The 24,865-nt window shown below is 49.3% G+C and carries 22 protein-coding genes; 12 read left to right on the top strand and 10 right to left on the bottom strand.

Translation table 11 applies throughout. From position 1 onward, the window contains the following. Positions 1 to 6 precede the first annotated feature (6 nt). Positions 7 to 978 carry a D-alanine--D-alanine ligase gene (locus tag QM717_RS19165; protein ID WP_415039993.1) on the bottom strand — a complete coding sequence of 324 codons (972 nt, stop codon included), beginning with the start codon at positions 976 to 978 and terminating at the stop codon, positions 7 to 9. Between the two features lie 355 nt (positions 979 to 1,333). Between QM717_RS19165 and QM717_RS19160 the strand changes: the two genes are divergently transcribed. Further along, on the top strand, positions 1,334 to 1,954 hold the full coding sequence (locus QM717_RS19160; protein ID WP_415039991.1) for a PASTA domain-containing protein: 621 nt from the start codon (positions 1,334 to 1,336) through the stop codon (positions 1,952 to 1,954). Between the two features lie 4 nt (positions 1,955 to 1,958). Next, positions 1,959 to 3,005, top strand: coding sequence for an RluA family pseudouridine synthase (locus tag QM717_RS19155; protein ID WP_415040171.1), 1,047 nt, complete (start codon positions 1,959 to 1,961; stop codon positions 3,003 to 3,005). A gap of 121 nt (positions 3,006 to 3,126) precedes the next feature. Here QM717_RS19155 and QM717_RS19150 read toward each other — a convergent pair whose 3' ends face one another. The 9 genes from QM717_RS19150 to panB all read right to left on the bottom strand — a co-directional run bounded on the left by QM717_RS19150 (position 3,127) and on the right by panB (position 13,727). Then, positions 3,127 to 3,636 carry a hypothetical protein gene (locus tag QM717_RS19150; protein WP_415039990.1) on the bottom strand — a complete coding sequence of 170 codons (510 nt, stop codon included), beginning with the start codon at positions 3,634 to 3,636 and terminating at the stop codon, positions 3,127 to 3,129. Beyond that, positions 3,633 to 4,493, bottom strand: a complete 861-nt coding sequence (locus QM717_RS19145; protein WP_415039989.1) for a neutral zinc metallopeptidase — start codon at positions 4,491 to 4,493, stop codon at positions 3,633 to 3,635. Before QM717_RS19145 ends, QM717_RS19150 begins: the two co-directional genes overlap by 4 nt. Before the next feature lie 17 nt (positions 4,494 to 4,510). Next, positions 4,511 to 8,035 carry a PAS domain S-box protein gene (locus QM717_RS19140; protein WP_415039987.1) on the bottom strand — a complete coding sequence of 1,175 codons (3,525 nt, stop codon included), beginning with the start codon at positions 8,033 to 8,035 and terminating at the stop codon, positions 4,511 to 4,513. 106 nt (positions 8,036 to 8,141) lie between these two features. Next, a complete protein-coding gene (locus tag QM717_RS19135) occupies positions 8,142 to 8,924 on the bottom strand; it encodes a hypothetical protein (protein ID WP_415039986.1) in 783 nt (260 codons plus the stop codon). A gap of 16 nt (positions 8,925 to 8,940) precedes the next feature. Then, positions 8,941 to 10,269 carry an aldehyde dehydrogenase gene (locus tag QM717_RS19130; RefSeq protein ID WP_415039984.1) on the bottom strand — a complete coding sequence of 443 codons (1,329 nt, stop codon included), beginning with the start codon at positions 10,267 to 10,269 and terminating at the stop codon, positions 8,941 to 8,943. Between the two features lie 34 nt (positions 10,270 to 10,303). Continuing rightward, positions 10,304 to 11,650 (bottom strand): hypothetical protein, encoded by a 1,347-nt coding sequence (locus tag QM717_RS19125; protein ID WP_415039982.1) that lies wholly within the window; start codon positions 11,648 to 11,650, stop codon positions 10,304 to 10,306. Positions 11,651 to 11,719: 69 nt separating this feature from the next. Further along, positions 11,720 to 12,424: an RluA family pseudouridine synthase gene (locus QM717_RS19120; RefSeq protein ID WP_415039980.1), complete on the bottom strand. Its 705-nt coding sequence runs from the start codon at positions 12,422 to 12,424 to the stop codon at positions 11,720 to 11,722. 74 nt (positions 12,425 to 12,498) lie between these two features. Further along, a complete protein-coding gene (locus QM717_RS19115; protein ID WP_415039979.1) occupies positions 12,499 to 12,819 on the bottom strand; it encodes a four helix bundle protein in 321 nt (106 codons plus the stop codon). A gap of 89 nt (positions 12,820 to 12,908) precedes the next feature. After that, complete coding sequence (gene panB / locus QM717_RS19110) at positions 12,909 to 13,727, bottom strand: 3-methyl-2-oxobutanoate hydroxymethyltransferase (protein WP_415039977.1); 819 nt, start codon at positions 13,725 to 13,727, stop codon at positions 12,909 to 12,911. A 101-nt stretch (positions 13,728 to 13,828) separates the two neighbouring features. On the opposite strand from panB, the gene QM717_RS19105 reads away from it, so the two are divergent. The 10 genes from QM717_RS19105 (at position 13,829) to QM717_RS19060 (ending at position 24,864) form a co-directional block, all read left to right on the top strand. After that, entirely contained in the window at positions 13,829 to 14,263 is a 435-nt protein-coding gene (locus tag QM717_RS19105) for a nuclear transport factor 2 family protein (protein WP_415039975.1), read from the top strand. A 49-nt stretch (positions 14,264 to 14,312) separates the two neighbouring features. Continuing rightward, positions 14,313 to 15,656: a sigma-54-dependent transcriptional regulator gene (locus QM717_RS19100; RefSeq protein ID WP_415039973.1), complete on the top strand. Its 1,344-nt coding sequence runs from the start codon at positions 14,313 to 14,315 to the stop codon at positions 15,654 to 15,656. A gap of 164 nt (positions 15,657 to 15,820) precedes the next feature. Further along, a complete protein-coding gene (locus QM717_RS19095; RefSeq protein ID WP_415039971.1) occupies positions 15,821 to 16,102 on the top strand; it encodes a hypothetical protein in 282 nt (93 codons plus the stop codon). Positions 16,103 to 16,195: 93 nt separating this feature from the next. Next, positions 16,196 to 16,273 (top strand): potassium-transporting ATPase subunit F, encoded by a 78-nt coding sequence (locus QM717_RS19090; protein WP_415040169.1) that lies wholly within the window; start codon positions 16,196 to 16,198, stop codon positions 16,271 to 16,273. 11 nt (positions 16,274 to 16,284) lie between these two features. Further along, positions 16,285 to 18,003 carry a potassium-transporting ATPase subunit KdpA gene (gene kdpA, locus QM717_RS19085; protein ID WP_415039969.1) on the top strand — a complete coding sequence of 573 codons (1,719 nt, stop codon included), beginning with the start codon at positions 16,285 to 16,287 and terminating at the stop codon, positions 18,001 to 18,003. Between the two features lie 5 nt (positions 18,004 to 18,008). Beyond that, positions 18,009 to 20,060, top strand: a complete 2,052-nt coding sequence (gene kdpB / locus QM717_RS19080) for a potassium-transporting ATPase subunit KdpB (RefSeq protein WP_415039967.1) — start codon at positions 18,009 to 18,011, stop codon at positions 20,058 to 20,060. Between the two features lie 19 nt (positions 20,061 to 20,079). After that, on the top strand, positions 20,080 to 20,634 hold the full coding sequence (locus QM717_RS19075; RefSeq protein ID WP_415039965.1) for a K(+)-transporting ATPase subunit C: 555 nt from the start codon (positions 20,080 to 20,082) through the stop codon (positions 20,632 to 20,634). A gap of 14 nt (positions 20,635 to 20,648) precedes the next feature. Then, positions 20,649 to 21,965 (top strand): outer membrane beta-barrel protein, encoded by a 1,317-nt coding sequence (locus QM717_RS19070; RefSeq protein WP_415039964.1) that lies wholly within the window; start codon positions 20,649 to 20,651, stop codon positions 21,963 to 21,965. 74 nt (positions 21,966 to 22,039) lie between these two features. Further along, positions 22,040 to 23,164: a sensor protein KdpD gene (locus QM717_RS19065; protein WP_415039962.1), complete on the top strand. Its 1,125-nt coding sequence runs from the start codon at positions 22,040 to 22,042 to the stop codon at positions 23,162 to 23,164. After that, a complete protein-coding gene (locus QM717_RS19060; RefSeq protein WP_415039960.1) occupies positions 23,161 to 24,864 on the top strand; it encodes an ATP-binding protein in 1,704 nt (567 codons plus the stop codon). Before QM717_RS19065 ends, QM717_RS19060 begins: the two co-directional genes overlap by 4 nt. The last annotated feature ends 1 nt before the right edge of the window (position 24,865 follow it).

Raw genomic sequence — 24,865 nt, 5'->3', positions numbered from 1 at the left:
AAAGAGTTATTTTAGGGATAATTCGATAGCGTTCGTGAATAAATCGGTTAACGAAATTCCGGCGGCCTTGGCCTGTTGCGGAATCAAACTTTCGGTCGTGAGCCCGGGGATTGTATTCATTTCGAGCATGTGCGGTTCGTCATTGACAATGATGAATTCGCTGCGTGAGAAACCTTTCATCTTCAAGACTTCGTAGGCTTTCTTGGCCGTGGCGGCGACTTTGGCGGTAAGTTCGTCCGAAATGCGCGCCGGGGTGATTTCCTGTGATTTACCGAGGTATTTGGCTTCGTAATCAAAGAAGTCGTTCTCGGAAACAATTTCGGTCATCGGCAAAACGGTGATCTTGCCCTGGTAATTGATCACGCCGACCGAAACTTCGGTGCCGTCGAGGAAACTTTCAATGATGATCTCGGAATCTTCCTTATAGGCCGTTTCGATCGCGGTGGGTAATTCTTCGGCGGTCTTGACCTTCGAAATCCCGAAGCTCGAACCCGATTTGTTGGGCTTGACAAAACACGGCAAACCGACTTTGTTGATGATGTCGTTTGTATCTATTTTATCGCCAAGATTCAGGTAATAGGAGGTCGCTGTTTTGATGCCGTAAGGTTTCAATACCGAAAGCAAATCGCGTTTGTTGAATGTGAGTGCGGCCTGGTAATAGTCGCACGAAGACTGCGGAATGTGCAGCAATTCGAAATACGCCTGCATGAGTCCGTCTTCGCCCGGTGTACCGTGGATGGCGTTGAACACGGCGTCGAACGTAATTTTGTTGCCGTTGACGTTGACAGAAAAATCATTGCGGTCGATCGGGAACTCGTTGTCGTTGTCGTCTACGTACACCCATTTTTCCTTGAAGATGTGGATGCGGTAACCGTTGTATTTGCTCTTGTCGAGAAATTGATACACGACGTTGCCGCTTTTAAGCGAGATTTGGTATTCGGAGGAATAGCCGCCCATGATGATGGCAATATTTTTCATTTTTTTGGGTTTAGTGTATTGGGTTCAGGGTTTTTGGCTCAACATTCGACATTCGTTGATCTTCGGTTCAACATTCAAAAGTGAATTTCGAATGTCGATCAACGAACGCCGAACGTCGAAGTTTGTGGGAAGTCCTAGCCCCGATGGCAGCGGCATCCTTTTTCCTGCTCCTTTAGCAGGGAAAAGATACAGCGCACAGCGGGATCAAGCTCCCAAACAAAAATATCATTTTTTGTTGAAACGAAAAGGGCGAACGCAAATTATATTTGGCTGTAGAAAACCATAAAAATCGAACGAAAAACCTTTACAATTTATATCTTTGCCGCACGACGGAACCCAGTTAAAATCCTATTCCATGAGTTTAAAGCAATATCTGACGAGCAAGACTTTTTTCATCCAGATGGCCATCGCCATCGCGAGTGTACTGGTGTTTGGCTATTTGTTCATGCACTGGCTGACTTATACGACCGATCACGGGCACGAGATTACGGTGCCTGATTTGCGCAAGCTCAGCGAACAGCAAGTCGAGGACAAGCTCGACGAACTCGACCTCGATTACGTATTGCTCGACAGCGTCGATTATAAAAAGGATTATCCAAAACATTCGGTCGTGGAGCAGGATCCGCCGGCAGGGGCGAAGGTCAAGGAAGACCGCAAGATTTACATCAAGATCAATTCTTCCGGGTTTACGACCGTTCGCATCCCGAACCTAATCGAGAAAACCTACCGCCAGGCCGTCCCAACCTTGAAATCACTCGGACTCGAGGAAGGCAAAATCACGTACAAACCGTACTTGGGCAAAGACATGGTTTTGGGCATGAGCCTCAACGGAAAGAAACTCAATCCGGGAGACAAAGTGTTTAAATCGTCCAAAATCGATTTGATCCTCGGCGACGGGAAAGTGGGCTTTGAGGAAGAAGTCGACTCTGTACCGGCTGCCAAGCCAGAAACTGCAACCCCGTCCGAAGATGAATAACGAAATGAACGACGAGATTGAAAACCAGGAACTGCTCGAGGACGAATTGTTTGAGCATTTCAAGTACGAAGTCCCGAAAGGGCAGGCGCTGTTGCGCATCGATAAATTCCTGATGCAGATTATGCCGAACGTGACGCGCAACAAAATCCAAAAAGCAGCAGAAAACGGCGATATTTACGTCAATGATCTTCCGGTAAAATCGAATTATAAAGTCAAGCCTTTTGATGTGGTCAGAATTCTTTTGGCGCATCCGCCGTTTGAAAACCGTGTCGATCCTGAGAACATTCCGCTTGACATTGTTTACGAGGACGATGTTTTGTTGCTCATCAACAAACCCGCCGGGCTCGTCGTGCATCCGGGCCATGGCAATTACACCGGAACGTTGGTCAACGCCTTGGCGTATCATTTTGAAAACCTGCCGATGAATTCGAGTGACCGTCCCGGGTTGGTGCACCGCATCGACAAAGACACCACCGGACTTTTGGTCATCGCCAAGACCGAACAGGCGCTGACGCATCTGGCGTTGCAGTTCGAAAAGAAAACCTCCGAACGCGAATACGTCGCGATGGTTTGGGGGAATTTGAAGGAAGACGAGGGGACGATCGGCGGCTACATCGGGCGCCACATGAAAGACCGCATGCAGATGGCCGTTTATGACGATCCCGACAAAGGAAAACCGGCCGTGACGCATTACAAAGTATTGGAACGTTTCGGATATGTGACCTTGATTTCGTGCATTCTCGAAACTGGCCGTACACACCAAATCCGCGCGCACATGAAATCGATCGGGCATCCATTGTTCAACGATGCGCGTTATGGCGGCGACTTGATCCTAAAGGGAACAACCTTTACCAAATACAAACAATTCATCGACAACTGCTTCAAGATCATGGCGCGTCAGGCGTTGCATGCTAAGACTTTGGGATTCGTGCATCCGGTCACCAACAAAATGATGCGTTTCGATACCGAACTGCCGCAGGACATGAAAGACCTGATCGAAAAATGGCGCGGGTATTCGAGCAGCCACATGATCGACGAGGAAGAAGATTAAATTTTTTGGCCGCGAATTCACGAATTTTATTTCGGATTATTGGCTAAAAAATAGAACCTCAAATGATCAGAAAGCTATTACACAGCAGATTGGTAATAGATTCGTGAATTCGTTGCGAACTTTACTCCAATTCCCAATCCTTGAGCACTAACGAACTTACCACTTCCGTAGGCCAAACCTCGTTGCTGCTCCAGTTTTTGCGTGCGGTCTTCGAAACCGTCCGCCATTCGCGGTCTTCGATCGAATGGTACAGCACCGTGTATTTGAGTTTTTTGCCAAACGGATTCTTGATCCAAAGTTGTGTCGGCCTGGCGGTGTGTTCCTTGACGGTTTGGCAGAACTCGATCTCGAAAGTACGCTCCGGATTCAAATTCTTCTCGACGGTCTTCATCGAATGGATCGTATCGGCCTTGATTTCGACCTCCACCAAAACTTTTTCGTACGGATACAACTGCAAGGTTTTCTCCATCGCAAAATAAGGCGAACGTTCTACCTGCTGTGCATAGAATTGCTTGGCGTTGCGTTCGACCTTGAGCGTGAAAGCCTCGCGCTCAGGTTTGTCATTTTGTGCCTGTTGTGAAAATCCGTTCGAAAAGGCGAGCAAGCCCGCCAGTATGATACTGTATTTCATAAACTCAATCCCAATTCCCTAAAAGTGTTTCCTTGTCTAAAATCACCCGATTCAAAGCCGCGTTTGAACCAGTACATGCGTTGCTCCGAGGTGCCATGCGTAAACGAGTCGGGATATACCTGGCCCTGCATTTTCTTCTGGATCGCATCGTCGCCGACGGCATGTGCCGCGCTGAGTGCTTCCTCGATGTCGCCTGCCTCAAGGAAATGGTTCTTCTTTTCGCCGTAATGCGCCCAGAGTCCGGCGTAGAAATCGGCCTGCAATTCCAAGGCTACGGACAATTTGTTTGCATCGGCCTCGCTCAGGTCGCGCTGCTGTTCGCGCATTTTGGCCGAGGTGCCGAGCAAGGTTTGCACGTGGTGCCCGACTTCATGCGCAATCACATAGGCAATCGCAAAATCGCCGCCCTGCGCCCCGAAACGCGTCTTGAGTTCTTCGAAAAATGCCAAATCCATGTAGACTTTGCGGTCGCCCGGGCAGTAGAATGGCCCCGAGGCCGAGCTGGCGCCGCCACAAGCTGTTTCGACCGAATTGCGGAACAAGACCAATTGCGGTTCTTCATACGTCATCCCGTTTTCCTGGAAGATTTGGTGCCAGGCGTCTTCGGTATCGGCCAAAACGACCTTGACAAATCTTCCCATTTCTTCATCTGCTGCCGAAAGCGGTACCGATTCGGTTTGGCCTTGCTGTACCTGCTGTTGCACCTGCTCGAGCAGTTGGGACGAATCGCCGCCCATGAACATATTGATGACCAAAATGATTAACCCGATGGCGCCACCGCCAATCGCGATTTTTCCTCCTGAAATCGAGCGGCGGTCATCGACGTTGCCGCTTTCTCTTCTGCCTGACCATTTCATAGTTGTGTATTTTTAAGTTAGACTTTGATCCAGTTTGCAATGATTTTTTCGAGCGTGTCCTTGACAATCGGTTTGGAGGCGTAATCGTCCATACCGGCCTCGAGGCATTTTTCGCGTTCCCCGATGACCGTACCGGCCGTCAAGGCAATAATCGGCACATGACCGGTTTGTATTTTCCTGATTTCCGAAGCGGCTTCATAACCATTCATGACCGGCATCTGGATGTCCATGAACACGATCTCGGGTTGTTCGGCCCCGAATTTCTCGAGCGCTTCTTTGCCGTCGTAGGCTTCGACGATCGCACAATTCGGGATGATCTGCTTGATCAGCGTTTTGGCGAGCAACATGTTGATTTTATTGTCTTCGGCCACGAGCACCTTGATGGCGTTTTCATTTTCGTTGCGCTGTCCATTCAAACGTTTTTCCGTCGTTTTAATTTCGCAGGATTCGCCAAAATTTTCCTCCGAACTCGTCCTGAACGCCACATCGAAATAAAACTCACTGCCTTGCCCAAACGCACTCTCGAGCTGCAATCGGCTGTCCATGAGCCCAAGCAACTGGTTCGAAATCGACAACCCCAATCCGGTGCCGCCAAATTTTTTCGTCGTCGAGGTATCTTCCTGAGAAAAGGCGTCGAATATTTTTTCCTGGTTCGCTTTCTGGATGCCGATGCCGGTGTCCTTGACCGAAAAACGCAGCACGGTACCGTTTTTCGTATTCGAAATCGGGCGGATGCTGAACGCAATTTTGCCTTTTTCGGTGAACTTGACGGCATTGCTGAGCAGGTTGATCAGGATTTGCTTGAGTCGGATGTAATCGGCCCAGATCAATTTAGGAACGTCGGGCGCAATCTCGAGCGCCATGTCCAGCTTTTTGTTTTTGGATTCGTAGGTCACGAGTTCCATCACTTGGCCGGCCAACTCAAAGATATTGCATTTTTCGATGTCGAGCTCCAATTTTCCCGATTCAATTTTCGAAAAATCGAGGATGTTGCTGATGACCTCCATGAGCAAATTCGCCGATTGGTTGACTGTATGCATGTATTGTTTCTGGAAATCCTCGAGTTTGGTGTTCATGAGCAGGTCGGTAAAACCGATGATGCCGTTGAGCGGCGTACGGATCTCGTGGCTCATGTTGGCCAAAAATTCCGATTTGGCCTTGTTGGCTGCCTCGGCGATTTCCTTTTCCTTGACCGCGGTTTCGTTGAGCTTGCGCTCGGTGATGTCGATGAAAATTCCTTCGACAAACGCAATCGCCCCGTCCTTGAAAATCGGTTCACCGAATTCCTCGACCCAAACGATATGGCCGCTCTTGTGTATAATTCGGTAGACGGAATGAATCGGCTTGTTGTTTTCGATGGCTTCCTTGTCTTCCTGCAGCGAACGTTCCTTGTCTTTGGGATGGATCAAATCGATGAACGAAATCTTGTTCTCCAGGAAATCCGATTTGGGATAACCGGTCAGTTTTTCGATTTCATCATTGAGGTAAATCTTGGTCGAGCGCTCGTCGTATTTCGACAGATACACCGTCCCCGGAATATTATTGGCCAGCAACCGGAATTTTTCCTCGCTTTCATAGATCGCCTGTTCGTTGTTGATGCGCTCGATCGAGGCGGAAAAATTTCCGGCCAGCGTTTGCAGGATCTTGACCTCGTCTTCGGTCCAGTTGCGTTCCTTGGCACAGTCGTCTAGACCGATAAAACCGGTGAATTCTTCCTTGATGAATATCGGCAGGATCAGGATCGATTGGATGTCGTTGTCGGTCAGCAATTTCCTGAAAAACGTATCGCCGAGTTTGCGCGTAATGGTCGTAAACGGTTTCTTGTCGGTGACTTTTTCGACCACTTCGATCAGTTTTTCATGCGTAAATTGCTGCAACGGCGTGATCTGCAACACGAGGCTATCCTTGCCCCATTTGTATTTTTGGCCAATGAGGTTGGTTTGCGGATCGTTCTCGTAATAATACATGTGGTCGGCGTTGGTCACCTCGGCCATGATCGGGAAGGTTTCCTTGAAGATGTCGTCCTTGGTCTTGCTGTTGAGGAATTTTTCGGTGCACGAAGCCATGGCCGAAAGCAGTTCGCTTTTGTAGGCCAATGTTTTTTCGGCGTCGAGACGCATCTGTGATTCAATCGCGATCACGATCAAATCCGAAATCGACCGCGCGAATGTAATGTCTTCATTGTCCCATTCCTTGGGCTCGTTGATGGACTCGAAGCTGATGATGCCGTTGAGTTCGCCATTGATGAAAACCGGCGTGTCGAGCAATGAGAAAATCTTGTTTTTGGGAAGATAATCCGAGCACAGTTCCTGGGTCATTTCATTCGAATGCACATCGGGGGCGATGATTTGCTGTTCGCTTTCAATCGTTGAGAAATAAACCGGGTAATCCTCGCGCCGCAGCACAAAACCCTTTTCGAATTTGTCTTTGTGGCGTTCGTACAAATTCTGGCAGCGGATCTTGTCGGGCGAATACGTCCAATAACTCGCGCGGTCCACGCCCAATGTTTTGGTGGTCATTTCCAAAATGCTGCGCAGGATGCTGTCGAGGTTTTCCTGGCTCGAATAACTCTTGGCGGTGAAACTTTTGAGCGTTTCGTTGTATTTCTGTGTTTTTTCCTGGCGTTGGCTGCGTTCATTTTCGATGTTCTTGAGCACGGTGATGTCGCGCGCAATGGCCGAATAGCCAATGATTTCCCCGGCGCTGTCTTTGCGCGAATTGACTTTTTGCGAGAGCCAGAATTCGGCGCCGTCTTTCTTGATGGCCGGGAATTCGATCGTCTTGTGGTTGGTGTTGTTGAAATCGATGTCGGCAAAAAACTCGACGACCTTCTCTACATAATCTTCACGGATGAATTCCGAAAAATGCCTGTGGATGACCTCCGATTGGTCGTAACCGAGCGTCTTTTCGGCAAAATCGTTGACAAACGTAAACTGGCCGCGCGTGTTGGTTTCGAAAATGACGTCGTTGGCCGATTGCACCAAATTTCGGTACTGGTCCTGCATCAGGATTTGGCTCGTCACATCCTGGCCGATCCCGATGACCAGGTCGTCGTTGTACTTTTTATCTTTCCACTGGATGTATTTGTATTCCCCATTGCGGCATTTGAGCTTTCGGATGTGCAACCGTTCGTCTACATAGTTTTCATGATAGGCTTCGCCAATGAATTCCGGGTCTTCGGTCAGGTACCAAAAGCCGAGTCCCATGGCTTCGTCGGTGGTATAGCCCAAAATCGACAGGATGGTTTCGCTGCAAAAGGTCACTTCGCCCTTCTTGTTGGTCGCAATCGTAAGCGAATTCCCTTTGTTGACGATTTCGTTGGTGAACAGGAATTTGTCGAAATCCTTGCTGTACTTTGAATTCTTGTTCAATGTGATGTACAACAATACAATCGCCAGCAACACCAGCGTGATCAGGATGAGCAGTTTTAAATCGAATATCGTATTGTCTGGAATGTGCAGCGAAATGGAATGTGCCTGCAACTGCTGCTGGAAAGCGAACAAGAATACCAGGGCAAAAACAACTCTGTGGCGTGAGGGCATGGCGATCAATTAAACGGACCTGTTAAAAATAGGAAAACCAATACCTTCCGTGCAACAAAAGGTTTACAAAAAATACCGGGTTGTTAACAAGTTTTTTATTGATTGATCAATAGTTGTCTTCAATATCGTTGTTTTCTTCAAAACCGACCGAATGGACATAGAGGCTGTACTGCAACACATACACCAAAGGAAGCGTAAAGAAAAAACCGACGCAACAGGCCAGAAGGCCACAAAATGCAATGATGTAACACACGATCAGCAATAGTAAAATCACGAAAAACTGTCTTGAAACCACCGTGATGCTCGCGGTGATGGCTTCGATCGGGCGCAGGTTTCCGAAGATGACCAACGGGACGGCCAAAATGGTCAACACGCCTACAATGCCCCCGATGAGTCCGCCGACCCAGCCCAGGTGCAAAAATTCAAACCCCACGCTGACTAACGTATTGAACGTTCCCAAGACAAACCCGGCGATGAAAAGATTGACAAAATGATTTCCGCTGAAATACGAAAAAGCATTCGCGATGGAAATTTCTTCATTCTTTTCGGCATTGTAGCACATCTTGATGATGCCGGCAATGAGCGGAACGGTCAGCGCGGTAAACAAAATCATGACCGTCATGTAACCGATCAGTCCCACCGTACTGAATTGCGTAATGTCGATTTGTTCAAATTGTCGCCTGTTTCCCATTTGGTTCTGCCAATCGACCGAGGTCAAAATAACCGTCAAAAAAACGATGCAAAGCAAAAAGCTGAAAATCAGCAGCGATAGCCCGGCCATCGCCGCCACTTTTTTATAGGTTTCAAAAGTGTGGTTAAAAATGACCCCGAAATCGGACGGATAGCCATTTCTGCGGATTTCTTCAATTCTGTTCTGTACGGTTTTCATAGGTTATGGTTTAGGTTTAGAGCCATTTTAAAATGCGGCGTAAGGTTTTCAATTTGTCGCCATAAGGCGCATAGCGTAACGGAATGTCAAGCCAATTGGCCTTTTTGACAATGGGTTTGAAATGCGAAAAAGTATCAAAACTGCGTTTGCCGTGGTACGCGCCCATGCCCGAATGTCCGACGCCACCAAAAGGCAGGCGCGCATTGCCGAAATACACCACCGTGTCGTTGATGCATCCGCCGCCAAACGAGAAATCGCGGACCATGCGTTTGGCAAAAGGCTTGTCGTCGCTGAAGACATAGAGCGAAAGCGGTTTTTCATATTTCGAAATGATCGTTTCGATTTCCTGCTCGTTTTCATACGAAATCACAGGCAGCAACGGACCAAAGATTTCGTCCTGCATGATGGCACTCTCGAGCGCCGGTTCGTCGATGATGGTGGGGGCAATGTAATTCGTCTCGGCATTGATTTGCCCACCGAAATATACCTTGTCCGAGTCGATTTTGTCGGCCAGGCGGCTCCAGTTTTTGGCGTTGATGATGCGCGCGAAATCGGCTGACATTTGAGGGTTTTCGCCATAGGCTTTGGTGATTTCCTGTTTCAGATGGTCGAGCAGTTTGGGTTTGACCTTGTTCTGTACCAAGATATAATCGGGTGCGATGCAGGTTTGGCCCGCGTTGAGGAATTTTCCCCAGACGATGCGTTTGGCCGCCAGCGCAATATTCGCCGATGAATCAACAATGCAAGGATTTTTGCCTCCGAGTTCGAGCGTCACCGGTGTCAGGTTTTCGGCCGCGGCCTTGGCAATGATCTTGCCCACGGCCACACTTCCGGTGAAGAAAATATAATCCCAGCGGCGGGAGAGCAATTTTTGGGTGACTTCGGCACCGCCTTGGTAGACTTCCACATGGTTTGGGTCGAACACCAACCGTACGATTTCGGCCACCAGTTCGCTTGTTTTTGGGGTCAGTTCCGAAGGTTTGAGTGTTACCGAATTTCCGGCAGCCACAGCGGCCACGAGCGGTGCCATCGCCAGTTGAAATGGATAATTCCAAGGTGCGATGACCAGTACGCTGCCATAAGGTTCTGCATACAGGTAATCGCTGGTCGGGAAATTCAAAAGCGATGGAAAAACGCGCTTGGGCTTGGCCCAACGGTGGATGTTTTTGATCGCACGCTTGAGTTCGGCGACGACCTGATAGGTTTCGGTCAATACCGTTTCGAAAGCCGATTTACCGAAATCTTCCTGCAGCGCCTTGATGATTTCGCCTTCGCGCGATTGGATCGCATCGAGCAGTTTGATCAGCGTTTGTCTGCGGTAATTGATATCGGTCTTAAAATCCATTTTCCGTTTTTAATCACCCAAATGTAGCAAATTATTAATCCAATTGAAAACTGTATCCGATATACGCATCGGCCTGTTTCGAATCGAACAAGGCGGTAATCAGCGAACCGGAACCGATGAAGAAACCATAGGCCCTGAATCCCAATCCGGTAGAGAATCCCGAGAATTCGCTTTGGGCAAACGGCATCCAGAGTTCATAATTTTTGACGGTGTATCTCGGGGTCAAAGAGATGATGTTCTGCCCCGCGATTTGGGTATTTTCGTCGTCCTTGCGCGCCTTGATCTGGGTAAAGGCCGTCACATAAAACGACGGAACGATCTTGACATCGGCATAGGCCGAAATAACGGTGGGCAACTTGACTTTGAACGATTGCTTTTCGTTGGCCGTTTTGTCGAGGAAACCGCTCGCGAGCAAAACCGCCTCGACTTCCTTCATGCTTTTGGCATCCTGGAACTGGTTCATGTTCAAACTGTCGGTGCCCTGAATATTCAAGACATAATTGGTGGCCGCATTGTTCGAGGACTTGAACGTCATGCCGCCGATGTTGCGGATGGCTGCACCGACACTTAACCGGTAATGTTCACCGTCACGATCTTTCAAACGGTAATTGATCCCGAGGTCGACCGCGGCGCCATTGGGTTTTCCGTACAGCGAACGGGTATAATCGCTGAATTCGCTGAAATCTTCCCCGAGGTTTCCCGAATAGGCGATGTTGAGATTGGCCCGCGCCTCGGTCAGTGTCAACTCACCGAATTCATTGGTGATTTTTCCCGTAAAACTGTCGGCCCCGAAATTGGCATACGAACCCGGAAACAACAATTTGACCGAAGCACCGCCACTGAGTTTGTGGTCGCTGTCCTCAAACACAACCGTCGCAGCCGAGAACGCGATTTCGCCCCAGCTCGTGCCGTTCATCCTTTGGTTGTTGTTATTGTTGATGTAAGTGGAACCGGTTAGGAACGAATCGAGTGCACTTTTGGTCAGCGCGTCCCCGAGATCAGAATCGACATCAACCAAATCCAATCGCGCATAGGCTTTCGAGGTCAGCGCAAATGCCCATTTGTCGCGTTTGATGGCCACACCGGGTCCGGTGATTTCGCCATCCATACGCAAATCAATCGAGCCGCTTCCGGCAAACAGTTTATCGGTGAAACTGCCGCTGCCGATCAGGTCGCTGAAACCGAGTTCGTTGTTCGATGCCTTGGCGCTGACCGAAAAAATGTGGAGGTCATACGGCGATTCGATGTTGACCAGTTCGGCTGGGTTGACGCCTGCGTTGATGATGCCCGTTCGTTGCGAGGTATTGATTCCGGAATAGTGTTCCTGCGCGCTCACGCCCAGGCAGACCAATCCGCAGAAGGTTGCAAATATCTTGTTCATAGCATTGAATTTTTGATATCAATGTATAACGTTTTGAACCGTGAATTGTTATATAATCCGAAGTAGGAATTAGCGGATTTCCATTTCGACGGTCTGCCAGATTTTCTCGTCTGGGACAGGTGCTACAATGGTAAGCGCTTCTTTGGAAACGGGGTGGATGAAGTGCAATTTTCTCGCGTGCAGGTGGATGCCGCCGTCGGGATTCGAACGGTCGAAACCGTATTTGAGATCGCCCTTGATGGGTGAGCCGATGGCCGACAATTGCGAACGGATTTGGTGGTGGCGTCCGGTATGCAGGTCGATTTCGAGCGCGTAATAATTTTGCAAAGTGGCGATGATTTGGTAATCGAGTTTGGCCATTTTGCTGTCGGGCACTTCCTTGAGATGCGCCTTGGACGTATTGTTTTTCTCGTTTTTCTTGAGGTAATGTACGAGCGTATCCGAATCTTTCGCGGGTTTATTCTTGACGACGGCCCAATACGTTTTTTGGGTTTCGCGGTTCTTGAACAATTCGTTGAGCCGCGTCAGGGCTTTCGATGTGCGTGCAAAAACCACGATTCCGGTGGTCGGCCGATCGAGCCGGTGCACGACACCAAGAAACACCTCGCCGGGCTTGTTGTATTTGTCCTTGATGTATTCCTTGACGACCTCGCCCAAAGTCTTGTCGCCGGTTTTGTCGCCCTGGACAATATCGCCCACGCGTTTGTTGACGACGATGATGTGGTTGTCTTCGTGGAGGATTTGGAGGTTGTATTTGTCGGAGAGTGTTTTCAAGGATTATCAGATTTTCAGAAACGCCTGCGGCTATAGATTTTCAGATTGTTTAAGAGTAGTTTTAAAACGAGTAATCATTTTACAACCGTATTTAGCTTGTTAACTACAGGCTCGACTTCTTCCTGGGGTATAAATTTTAGATCAGATGCAATTAATAGTTGCGTTTCAACTTCGTAAGCAGAACCCAAAGCGATATCAAGAAATCGACAAAAATCTTTATTTGAATTCCGGGCAGAACCTTCGGCAATATTTGATGGAATTGAAACTGAAGATCTTCGCAATTGATTGTTAAGGCCAAATTTTTCTTGTTCAGGAAAATTAAGTGTTATGGTGTAAATTTCAGAGCATAGAAAACGACTTTGTTTCCAAACTTCAAGGTCTTTGAATCGGTGCATAATATGGCATGTAAAATTATTATATGGCAAATATTTTTTTGAAAAATTAATTCAAATCTGATAGTCCGAAAATCCGACGATTTGATAATCTAATACTGTTCCTTCTCATTCGGAAAATCCTTCGACTTCACATCATCCACATATTTCCCAATGGCATTGGTCATGTCATCGTATAAATTGAGGTACCTTCTCAGGAAACGCGGACTGAATTCATTGTTCATGCCGAGCATGTCGTGGATGACCAAAACCTGGCCGTCTACGCCACCGCCCGCACCGATGCCGATGACCGGAATCGAAATGCTTTGTGCGACTTTTTCGGCGAGCTTGGCCGGGATTTTTTCGAGCACGACCGCAAAACAACCGAGTCTTTCGAGTAATTTGGCATCTTCGACGAGTTTTTCGGCTTCGGCTTCTTCCTTGGCACGAACCGTATACGTCCCGAATTTATAGATCGATTGCGGGGTCAAGCCCAAATGGCCCATGACCGGGATTCCTGCATTCAGGATTTTCTTGATGGAATCCTTGATTTCGCTGCCGCCTTCGAGTTTGACCGCATGTCCGCCGCTTTCTTTCATGATCCGGATCGACGAACGCAAAGCCTCCTTGGGATCGGATTGGTAGCTCCCGAATGGCAAATCGACGACGACCAATGCGCGGTCTACGGCGCGTATCACCGACGAGGCGTGGTAAATCATCTGGTCTAAGGTAATCGGCAATGTCGTTTCGTGACCGGCCATGACGTTCGAGGCCGAATCGCCCACGAGAATGACATCGACGCCGGCAGTATCGACAATTTTGGCCATCGTGAAATCATAGGCCGTGAGCATCGAGATTTTCTCGCCATTGGCTTTCATCTCGATCAGTGATCGGGTCGTTACCTTCTTGTAATCTTTTTTTGCGACAGACATAGTGTTGTTTTGTTTTTGGAAGTGTAAAAGTAAGAAATGCTTTTGGAAGCGGTAACACGGCAGGCGTTTTTTATACTAACTTTCGAAAATAAATTCAGCTTATGAAAAAAGCAATTCTGATTCTTTTCGTATTGATTTCGCATGGCATTTTGGCGCAGGAAGCCGAAGTGAAAAAAGCCATCGAAACATTTTTTGAAGGCTTTCACCAGCGCGACACAGTTAAAATGCAATCGGTTTTTGCCAAAGAAATGGTGCTGCATTCGGTGGGCGAGAAGAAGGAAGGCGCCAAACTGTCGGTCGAATCGGTGTCGCAGTTTTCCAAATCCATCGCTTCGATCCCGAAAGACATGTCATTCGAGGAAAAGCTTTTGTCGTGGAAGATCCAAATCGACGGCAGCCTCGCGCACGTTTGGACGCCTTACGAATTTTACATCAATGGCAAACTGAGCCACAGCGGCGTCAATTCGTTTCAATTGTTCAAGGACAAAGCCGGTTGGAAAATTACCTATTGCATCGATACGCGCCGCAGACCTTGAATTTAAGAGCGTGTTCATTTGACATTCCAAATTTTCCTAATTTTGCGCCATGGCTTCCATCCTTATCATTGACGACGAAGAAAAACTGCGTGGCCTTCTGGCACGCATCATCAAAGGCGAAGGTTTCGACGTGACCGAAGCGGGCGACCTCAAAACCGGCTTCCAAAAAATCAGCCACCAGCATTTCGACGTGGTGCTGTGCGATGTCAAACTGCCCGATGGCAACGGCGTCGAATTCGTCCAGAAAGTCAAATCGGCTTTTCCGGCGCTCGAAATTTTACTGCTCACCGCGTTCGGCAACATCCCAGACGGCATCCAGGCGATGAAAAATGGCGCTTTCGATTACATCGTCAAGGGCGATGACAACGACCGCATCATTCCGCTGTTGTACAAGGCCGTCGAGCAATCGGGCTTGCGGCAGCAGGTTGATTCATTGCAGAAACAGCTCGGCGACCGGCATTCGTTCGATACGATTATCGGCAAATCCAAACCCATCGAAAGTGCCATCGATTTGGCCAGACGGGTTTCAGTAACTGCTTCAACCGTTTTACTTTTGGGCGAAACCGGAACAGGGAAGGAGGTTTTTGCGCGTGCGATCCACAACGGCAGCCCGAGAACCAACAAATCGTTTGTCGCGCTCAATTGCAGTGCTTTTGGAAAGGATTTGCTCGAAAGCGAACTTTTCGGATACAAGCAGGGCGCATTTACTGGTGCGGCCAAGGACAAGAAAGGTTTTATAGAAGAAGCCGATGGCGGTACGTTGTTCCTGGACGAAATCGGCGAGATGCCGCTCGAGTTGCAGGCCAAATTGCTGCGCGTACTCGAAACCAACGAGTTCATCCGCGTGGGCGATACGGTGGCCAAGAAATCGGATTTCCGTTTGATAGCCGCGACCAACCGCGACCTCAAGGCCGAAAGCGAAGCGGGCCGTTTCCGTTTGGATTTGTATTACCGGCTCAACATTTTCGAGATCCAGATTCCGCCGTTGCGCGAACGCGCCAAAGATATTCCGCTGCTGGCCGATTATTATGTGACGCAGTTCTCCGAAAAAATCAACCGCAAGAAACTCCGGATTGCCGATGAATTCCTGCAAGCCTTGCAACAATATCCGTGGCCGGGCAACATCCGCGAACTCAAGAACATCATCGAACGTTCGGTGATTTTGGCCGCAGAGGATACGTTGACCGTTGGGTTGCTGCCGTCGGAAATCGCCTATGCATCGGCTGCAAAGAGCAAAATGGTGTCGGCCTTCTCGATGGCAGGCGCCGAAAGACTGCAGATCCAAAAGGTGCTCAATTACACCAAAAACAACAAGGCCGAGGCGGCGCGTTTGCTTGAAATCGGCATCGCGACCTTGTACCGAAAGATCGAGGATTACGGGCTCGATAAATAACACTACAATACTGCCATTTTGATAACAGCCTATCATTTTGATAGGCTTTTTTGTTTTGGCACAGCGGTCATTCTTTTTTAATCGCTTGCCAATCAATGGCTTTTGAAATATTGGTTTTTTGGGAACGGACTTTGGCAAATGGGCGCCAAATAAAATCTGAAACCATGAGAAATCAAATCAACAATGTGTACGGACAGGCTTACCGCTTTGCCGAAATCACCAAGAATTTCATCAAGACCGGGCACGTGGCGCGCGCCAAGAAATGCCTCGCCGTCGCCGAGCGTTTGTATGTGCAGGGGAACACACAAACCAAAGCCATCATTTCGAACACTTATTTGTTTTCGGTGACCACCTTCCTCGAATTGCGCAATTGCCGCATCGCCGACCTGCTGCCGACTTCGCTCAGGGCCGAGTACATCAAGGAAATCAATGCTACCAATGCTTAAACTGTAAAAGATGACTGTGCTATTGTTTTCGCTGGGCGTGGTGTTGTTTGGGGTTTGTTTTCAATCGATCCGTTTTTTTGAAAAAATGTAACCATGGGCACTTTGTTTATTGTTTCACTGCTGGTTTTCGGGTATTTGATTTATGTATTGGTCAAACCCGAAGAATTCTAAATCCTTGATTTATGTTAACTGAACTCACAGGCATCGTCCTGATATTTTTATCGGCTGTCTTGCTGGCCGTTCCTTTCGGGAAATTTATAGCCGCGACATTTTCAGGTTCGCGCACTTTTCTCGATCCGGTTTTTAACCCGATCGAGAAAATGATTTTCAAACTTTCAGGCATACATGCCCAACGCGAAATGAACTGGAAACAGCACCTTCGCGCGATGCTCGGCATCAACCTGTCTTGGTTTGTATTGTGTTTTTTCGTGCTGCTTTTCCAAGGGCATTTGCCGCTGAATCCGGATGCCAATCCTTCGATGTCGTCCGATCTGGCTTTTAATACGGCGATCTCATTTGTGGTGAATTGCAACCTGCAGCATTATTCGGGAGAAACCGGTTTGTCCTATTTCGCCCAGATGATGCTCATGTTCCTGCAATTTGTCTCGGCTGCGACCGGAATCGCCGTGGCAGCAGTGGTTTTTCGGGCGATGAAAGAAGGCACGACCACCGCACTTGGGAATTTCTATAATTATTTGGTCAAAAGTTGCACCCGCATTTTACTGCCGTTAAGCATCATCATTGCAACGATTCTCGCGTTCAACGGCACGCCGATGACGTTCGAAGGCAAAGATTCCATCACCACTTTACAAGGGGATTCGGTCGAAGTGTCGCGCGGACCCGCTGCGGCTTTCGTGGCCATCAAGCATTTGGGCACCAACGGCGGTGGTTTCTTTGGAGCCAATTCGGCGCATCCGCTTGAGAACCCGAATTATTTGACCAACGCGGTTGAACTTTGGGCACAGCTCATTGTCCCGTTTGCGATGATTTTTGCGCTCGGTTTTTACCTGCAGCGCCGCAAATTCGCTTATATGATTTTCGGGGTGATGACGATCGGTTTTCTGTTACTGGCCGTTCCGACCGTGATGACAGAAATGAACGGCAATCCGGCCATCGATAAATTGGGAATCGCACAAACCGGTGCGATGGAAGGTAAGGAAGTGCGTTTCGGTGCACCGATGACGGGCTTTTGGAGTATCGCTACCACAGTAATTTCTACCGGTTCGGTCAACGGCATGCACGATTCGATGATGCCGATTTCGGGTACGATGCAACTCTTGGCGATGATGGTCAACGCGTTTTATGGCGGCTGTGGCGTCGGTTTTCTCAATTTCTACATCTTCATCATCCTGGCGGTTTTTATCTCCGGGTTGATGGTGGGAAGAACGCCCGAATTCCTGGGCAAGAAAATCGAGGCGCGCGAAGTCAAGATCGCGGCAATGATCGCGATCCTGCATCCATTGTTGATTTTGGCAGGAACGGCTTTGGCAGCCTATTGCTCGGCCAATGCTTTGCCGATGGGCAACTGGTTCGATGGTAGCGGTGGCGGTTGGCTCAACAACCCGGGCAACCACGGTTTTTCGGAAATGCTGTATGAGTTTACCTCGAGCGCAGCCAACAATGGATCGGGTTATGAGGGGCTTGCGGATAACAATCCGTTTTGGAACGTCACCACAGGCATTGTCCTGCTGCTGGCGCGTTTCCTTCCGATCATCGGGCCGGTAGCCATCGCCGGTTTGCTTGCTTCCAAGAAATACATCCCCGAAAGCGCGGGAACCTTGAAGACGGACACTTCGGTTTTTGGCATCATGATTTTTGCCGTGATCGGCATTATTGCCGCCCTGTCTTTCTTTCCTGCTTTGGCACTGGGACCGCTCGCTGAATATTTTACCTTAAAATAAATCGTATGACACCGCAATCCTCTGCTTCATTGTTTGACCAAAAACAACTCAATGAAGCCATCAAACAATCCTTTGTCAAGCTCAATCCCAAAACGATGTTCCGCAACCCGGTAATGTTTACCGTTGAAATCGGAACGGCGGTAATGCTTGTGGTCTGTATTTCGATCCTGTTGGGATTTGAAGGCCAAGGAAGTTTTACCTATAACTTTACCATTTTCCTGATTTTACTCGCGACTTTGTTGTTTGCCAATTTCGCCGAAGCCATAGCCGAAGCGCGCGGCAAGGCACAGGCCGACAGTTTGCGCAAAACGCGTGAAGAAACCCCGGCGCGCCAGTTGTTGGACAATGGGGAAGAAAAGTCCGTCAGTTCTTCTTCGCTTCGCAAAGGCGACGTTTTCCTCTGCGAAGCCGGCGACATCATCGCCACCGACGGTGAAATCATCGAAGGCTTGGCCACCATAGACGAAAGCGCCATTACCGGAGAAAGTGCCCCGGTCATCCGTGAAGCCGGAGGCGACAAGAGCAGCGTGACCGGCGGCACGAAAGTACTTTCGGATAAGATCAAGGTCGTAGTCACTTCCGAACCAGGTGAAAGCTTTCTCGACAAGATGATTGCGCTCGTCGAAGGGGCGTCGCGCCAGAAAACCCCGAATGAAATCGCACTGACGATTTTGTTGGCGGCCTTTACGCTGATCTTCATCATCGTCTGCGTCACGTTGAAACCTTTCGCCGATTATGCGCAAACCCCGATTACGATTGCGGCTTTTATTTCGCTGTTTGTGTGTTTGATTCCGACGACCATCGGCGGACTGCTGTCGGCCATTGGGATTGCCGGAATGGACCGCGCGCTGCGAGCCAACGTGATTACCAAATCGGGTAAGGCGGTCGAAACGGCAGGCGATATCGATGTGCTGTTGCTCGACAAGACCGGAACGATTACAATCGGAAATAGAAAGGCGACCAATTTTTTCCCGGCGCCCGGCGTCACTTTCCACGATTTTGTCGAATATGCCGTGTTGAGTTCGCTCGCAGATGACACGCCCGAAGGCAAATCGATTGTAGAACTGGCTTCGGCCATGGGCAAAGATGTGAAAATTGAACCTTCCGCATTGGCTTCACAAATTGCACAAACGATTCGTTTTACTGCCGAAACCCGTACTTCGGGTGTCATTCTCGTCGATGGAACCGACATCCGCAAAGGCGCGCAGGACGCGGCACGCAATATTGCAACCCAATCGGGAAATGATTTTCCTGCCCAAACTGCCGAACAAGTAATGCAAATCTCCTCGAATGGTGGAACGCCGCTGGTCGTGTTGCGCAATGGGAAAGTCCAAGGGGTGATCGAGTTGCAGGACATCATCAAGCCCGGCATGAAGGAACGTTTTGAACGTTTGCGCAAAATGGGCGTCAAGACCGTCATGGTTACGGGCGACAATCCGCTTACGGCGCAATACATCGCCCAAAAATCGGGTGTCGATGATTTCATAGCCGAGGCCAAACCCGAAGACAAGATGAACTACATCAAGGCCGAACAGCAACAAGGCAAACTCGTAGCCATGATGGGCGACGGTACCAATGATGCGCCAGCCTTGGCCCAGGCCGATGTGGGTGTGGCGATGAATTCCGGTACGCAGGCGGCCAAGGAAGCGGGCAATATGGTCGATCTCGACAACGACCCGACCAAGCTCATCGAGATTGTCGAAATCGGCAAACAGTTGCTCATGACGCGCGGCACGCTGACGACGTTTTCGATTGCCAACGATGTGGCCAAATATTTCGCTATTGTTCCGGCACTTTTCATCACGGCCATTCCGGCTTTGCAAGGATTGAACATCATGGGGCTGCATTCGCCCGAGAGTGCTATCCTGTCGGCGGTGATTTTCAACGCGATCATTATTCCGATGCTCATCCCACTGGCCTTGAAAGGCGTGGCCTATAAACCGATCGGGGCGAGCGCCATCCTCAAACGCAACCTGCTCATTTATGGGTTGGGTGGCATTCTGGTGCCGTTTGTGGGCATCAAGCTCATCGATTGGGTCGTGGCATTTTTTGTATAACAACTTCAATAATAAAGACATGAAACATACCTTTCAAATCGTAAGACTGACCTTCGTATTGCTGCTTTTGTGCGCGATTTTTTATCCGATGGTCATTTATGGAATTGCCCAATTTGTCCCCAACCAAGGCAAGGGCGAAACGGTTTCGTACAACGGAAAAGTCGTCGGGTACAAACTGATCGGACAGAAATTCGACCAGACCGGTTTCTTTTGGGGCCGACCCTCTGCGGTCGATTACAATGCGGCAGGCAGTGCGGGCAGCAACAAAGGGCCTTCGAATCCCGAATATTTGGCCGAGGTGCAACAACGCATCGACACGTTTTTGATTGCACATCCATACCTCAAAAAATCGGACATCCCAGCCGATATCGTAACGGCTTCGGGCAGTGGGCTCGACCCGGATATTTCCTACCAAGCTGCATTGGTACAGGTCAAACGCGTGGCCAATCAAAACCATCTCGCTGAGGCTACCGTACGCGAATTGGTCGAAAAACACCTCAATCGTCCAACATTGGCCGGCGTTCCCACCGTGAATGTGCTGGCGCTCAACATCGAACTCAAACAACTTCAATAATTAAATAAACACGAATGAAAATTTTTAAAATTTCCGCATTGCTATTTTTATGCAGTATCAAACTTTGGTCACAAACCGATTCGACTTCGACGGCCAAAATTCCCTTCGAGGGCATGGACCTTTCCTGGATCAATGGCCAGAACCGTCAGACCGAATTTCCCTTGCAACTCAAGGACAAAAATGGAGAAACCATCGTGACGGCCGTTACTTATGTCGATGCTTATTACAATTACAGTTTCCACCATCCGAAAGACAATACGCATACGATTTCCTCGTCGATCGGCCGAAGCAATGAGTTTACGATCAATATGGCAAGCATCGGTCTGGAAACCAATTACAAGAATGTCATCGGTCGTCTTTGGCTGCAATATGGCCAGATGGGATCGATCGTGCAGGACCTCGACGGCACCGTCGGCCACGGACGCAACACCAGCGCCAACAACCTCAAGTACATCCGCGAAGCAGCGGCCGGTTACCACTTTGATGTGGCGTATGGATTGAATGTGGAAGCCGGTATCTTTATGAGTTACATCGGATTGGAAAGTTATGTCATCGGCGAAAACTGGTCGTACCAACGTTCGATGCCGTGCGATTTTACGCCTTTCTATTTCCAGGGCGCGCGTGTGCAGTTTTTCCCGACCAAACATTTCAAGACCGAACTCTGGTTGCTCAACGGCTGGCAAAGCTACAACAGTTGGAACCGCAGCCTCGGTATCGGGTCGTCGAGCTATTGGCGTCCGAACGAAAACCTGCAGCTCGTAGCGAATTTTTACCTCAATGGGAAAGACTCGCGCAATACCGAAACTTCCCGTTTCCATCATGACAACAGCGTGGTCTACCGTTATTTCAAGAACAAGGATGCCAATGGGATTTCGCAGGCCGCGTTCAGCTTGAACAACCATTACGGTTTCCAGTCGGGTGATGGTGTCGAGGCGAAGGACAATTACATGCTCGGTACCTCGTTGGCCAACCGTTTGTGGTTCAACCGCAACAAATTGGCGCTCACTTTACGTGGCGATTATGTGACCAATCCGGGAGCGTACCTGGCCTTTTCACCTTCGCCGGTGACCGACAACGATTTTAATGATGCCTTGGCCGCCGGCAAAGACCTTAGCATTTTTCAGGGCACGGCTACTTTCGACATCATGCCCAACGATTTTGTGACGTTCCGATTGGAATACGGTTTCCGTTCGAGCAACATCCCTTATTTCGCAGGACCGGGCGGAACGACCAGCCCCGACGGATGGATAGACACCCCAACCGACAACTGGCGTCCTGACCTGCGCAAGTCAGAAAACAGGCTGACCGTTGCGGTAAGCTTCAGGCTGTAAAAGAGTTCACTATTTTTTTTTGCAAGCTCGGGAGCGGATTTTTTTTTCGCTTCCGGGTTTTATCGGTTTAAATTATGGACAAGATGAATCATGCAGAACATTTCCTCGAATTGATCCAACGCTCGCGCCGCGGCAAATTCAAGATCTACATCGGGATGAGCGCCGGTGTGGGTAAAACCTATAGAATGTTGCAGGAAGCCCACGCGTTGTTGCGCGGCGGCATCGATGTCAAGATCGGTTACATCGAGACACACCATCGGCCGGAAACCCATGCTTTGCTCGAAGGCATTCCTGTGGTTCCGCGTCGCCGGCTGTTTTACAAAGGCAAGGATTTGGACGAGATGGATTTGCAGGCGATCCTGAACCTGCGCCCCGAGGTCGTCATTGTCGACGAATTGGCGCACACCAATATCGAAGGCAGCAAGAACCAAAAGCGTTGGCAGGATGTACTCGAGATTTTGGAGTCGGGCATCAATGTGATTTCGGCGGTCAACATCCAGCACATCGAAAGCCTGAACGAGGATGTACGGCGCATCACGGGAATCGATGTGCGCGAACGCATTCCCGATCGCGTATTGCGGTTGGCCGATGAGGTCGTCAACATCGACCTGACGTCGGACGAACTCATTGCACGGCTCAAGGAAGGCAAGATCTACCGGCCGGATAAAATTCAGCAGGCGCTCGACAACTTCTTCAAATCGAATCAAATCCTGCAATTGCGCGAACTCGCGCTCAAGGAAGTGGCCGGGCAGGTGTTGCGCAAGGTAGAAACCGAAATTCCGAATACGGCGGGTTTGCGCCACGAACGCTTGTTGGCCTGTATTTCGAGCAACGACAAGACCGCCAAAAATGTCATCCGGAAAACCGCACGTTTGGCCAATTATTACAACAGTGCCGAATGGTTTGTACTGTATGTGGAAACGCCAAAAGAAAGCCCGGACCGCATTCCGCTCGACAGCCAGCGCCACCTAATCAACAATTTCAAGCTCGCCGTAGAATTGGGTGCCGAAGTGATCCGAGTTAGAGACCGCAACGTCGCCCAATCGATATTGGATACGGCCTCGAAAAAAAACATCACGACAGTTTGCATCGGCAAGCCGCATTTTACATTAATTAAAGTAATTTTGAATACGACAATCTTCAAGAAATTGCTCGGTAGCCTTTCGCAGTCGAATGTCGATTTAGTCATTTTGTCATGAAAACCAAAACCAAACTCAGTCTCGCCGTGGGATTGCTGCTCGCCTTGATATTGTTGCTGATTGGGATGAGCGGCTATTATGTTTTTGCGATCAAACGCGATACGCAGAACATCCTCAAGGCCAATTACCAGACACTCGAATATTCGCGCAACATGCTCGCCGAACTCGAGCGCATGCAGCCCGGAACAACCCAGCCGGCCGTTACTTTCGAGCAAAATCTCCGCAAACAATTGGGCAACATCACCGAAGATGGCGAGGCCCAGGTGACCCAACGCGTACAACAGAATTTTATGCGGCTCAGGCAGAATCCTTCGGATGAACAACTGCGCAAGGACATCCGGCAGGATATTTTCGAGATCCTCAAGCTCAATATGGACGCCATCAAAAACAAGGCGGATTTGGCGGAAAAGACCGCCGACACGGCCAACATCTGGATCGGCGTGGCCGGGACTTTGTGTTTTCTGATCGGGTTCAATTTGTTGGTGAACCTGCCGAGCCACATCGCCAACCCGATCCGCAAGCTCACCGACAGTATCCGGCAGATTGCCGACCGCAATTACACCGAGCGCGTCCATTTTTCAGGCTACAGCGAATTTGACGACCTCGCGCGTTCGTTCAATACCATGGCCGAAAAGCTTCAGGAATACAGCAACAGCAGCCTGAACCAACTTTTGGTCGAGAAAAAACGCATCGATGCCTTGCTGGGCAACATGCATGATCCGGTGATCGGCATCAATTGGGATGGCAAAATCCTATCGGCCAATGAGGAAGCGCTCAAAATATTCGGTCTCAAAAAGAAGGAAGTGGTAGGCAAGGAGGCGGCCGAAGTTCCCAACGATTTGCTGCAGACCTTGATTGTAGGGCAGCCGCAGAAGCAACCGCTCAAAATTTATGCGGATGGAAAGGAAAGTTATTTCGAACATGAAAACGTGCCGATCCAGATCATCCCGACCGGTGAGGAAACACCGATACCGATGGGGCGTTTCATCATCCTGCGCAACATTACGGTTTTCAAGGAACTCGATTTTGCGAAGACCAATTTCATCGCTACGGTCTCGCACGAACTCAAGACGCCGATTTCTTCGATCAAACTGGGCGTGAACCTTTTGGAAAACAAACAGACCGGTGAACTCAACCTCGAGCAAAAACAATTGGTAGACAGCATCCGGGAAGACAGCCAGCGGTTGCTCAAAATAACAGGTGAGCTATTGGAAATGTCGCAACTCGAAACGGGAAACATCCAACTGGCCATCGGCAAATGTTCGGTGGAAGAAGTCGTCGCTTTGGCGCTCGATGCTGTGCGTGCGCAGGCCGAACAAAAGGGCATTGCCTTGGTTTTTGAGCCTAAAATTACTTTGCCGGAAATCCGTGCAGACAAGGACAAAACATCCTGGGTAATTATTAATTTCCTGACCAATGCCATCAGGTATGCGCCCGAAAACAGTGTAGTGGAATTGGCTGCCGAAGTTTCAGCCGATGTGGTTTCGATCAGTGTATCCGATCAAGGGCAGGGCATCGACCTCAAATACCAGCCGCGTATTTTTGACCGTTATTTCAAGGTGCCGGGACAGCATAAATCGGGAACCGGATTGGGATTGGCCATCAGTCGCGAGTTTATCGAAGCCCAAGGCGGAACGATTGGCGTGGAAAGCAATTTGGGATTGGGCAGCCGTTTTTGGCTGAGCCTGCCGATGGCTTGAG

Source organism: Flavobacterium sp., from assembly GCF_047602195.1.
Classification (GTDB): Bacteria; Bacteroidota; Bacteroidia; order Flavobacteriales; family Flavobacteriaceae; genus Flavobacterium.
This window is presented reverse-complemented; position numbering and strand designations above follow the sequence as displayed.

Bases quoted from the DNA above. Each gene is read 5' to 3' on its own strand.
- QM717_RS19165 (WP_415039993.1), bottom strand. From the start codon at position 978: ATGAAAAATATTGCCATCATCATGGGCGGCTATTCCTCCGAATACCAA.
- QM717_RS19160 (WP_415039991.1), top strand. From the start codon at position 1,334: ATGAGTTTAAAGCAATATCTGACGAGCAAGACTTTTTTCATCCAGATG.
- QM717_RS19155 (WP_415040171.1), top strand. From the start codon at position 1,959: ATGAACGACGAGATTGAAAACCAGGAACTGCTCGAGGACGAATTGTTT.
- QM717_RS19150 (WP_415039990.1), bottom strand. From the start codon at position 3,636: ATGAAATACAGTATCATACTGGCGGGCTTGCTCGCCTTTTCGAACGGA.
- QM717_RS19145 (WP_415039989.1), bottom strand. From the start codon at position 4,493: ATGAAATGGTCAGGCAGAAGAGAAAGCGGCAACGTCGATGACCGCCGC.
- QM717_RS19140 (WP_415039987.1), bottom strand. From the start codon at position 8,035: ATGCCCTCACGCCACAGAGTTGTTTTTGCCCTGGTATTCTTGTTCGCT.
- QM717_RS19135 (WP_415039986.1), bottom strand. From the start codon at position 8,924: ATGAAAACCGTACAGAACAGAATTGAAGAAATCCGCAGAAATGGCTAT.
- QM717_RS19130 (WP_415039984.1), bottom strand. From the start codon at position 10,269: ATGGATTTTAAGACCGATATCAATTACCGCAGACAAACGCTGATCAAA.
- QM717_RS19125 (WP_415039982.1), bottom strand. From the start codon at position 11,650: ATGAACAAGATATTTGCAACCTTCTGCGGATTGGTCTGCCTGGGCGTG.
- QM717_RS19115 (WP_415039979.1), bottom strand. From the start codon at position 12,819: ATGCACCGATTCAAAGACCTTGAAGTTTGGAAACAAAGTCGTTTTCTA.
- panB (WP_415039977.1), bottom strand. From the start codon at position 13,727: ATGTCTGTCGCAAAAAAAGATTACAAGAAGGTAACGACCCGATCACTG.
- QM717_RS19105 (WP_415039975.1), top strand. From the start codon at position 13,829: ATGAAAAAAGCAATTCTGATTCTTTTCGTATTGATTTCGCATGGCATT.
- QM717_RS19100 (WP_415039973.1), top strand. From the start codon at position 14,313: ATGGCTTCCATCCTTATCATTGACGACGAAGAAAAACTGCGTGGCCTT.
- QM717_RS19095 (WP_415039971.1), top strand. From the start codon at position 15,821: ATGAGAAATCAAATCAACAATGTGTACGGACAGGCTTACCGCTTTGCC.
- QM717_RS19090 (WP_415040169.1), top strand. From the start codon at position 16,196: ATGGGCACTTTGTTTATTGTTTCACTGCTGGTTTTCGGGTATTTGATT.
- kdpA (WP_415039969.1), top strand. From the start codon at position 16,285: ATGTTAACTGAACTCACAGGCATCGTCCTGATATTTTTATCGGCTGTC.
- kdpB (WP_415039967.1), top strand. From the start codon at position 18,009: ATGACACCGCAATCCTCTGCTTCATTGTTTGACCAAAAACAACTCAAT.
- QM717_RS19075 (WP_415039965.1), top strand. From the start codon at position 20,080: ATGAAACATACCTTTCAAATCGTAAGACTGACCTTCGTATTGCTGCTT.
- QM717_RS19070 (WP_415039964.1), top strand. From the start codon at position 20,649: ATGAAAATTTTTAAAATTTCCGCATTGCTATTTTTATGCAGTATCAAA.
- QM717_RS19065 (WP_415039962.1), top strand. From the start codon at position 22,040: ATGGACAAGATGAATCATGCAGAACATTTCCTCGAATTGATCCAACGC.
- QM717_RS19060 (WP_415039960.1), top strand. From the start codon at position 23,161: ATGAAAACCAAAACCAAACTCAGTCTCGCCGTGGGATTGCTGCTCGCC.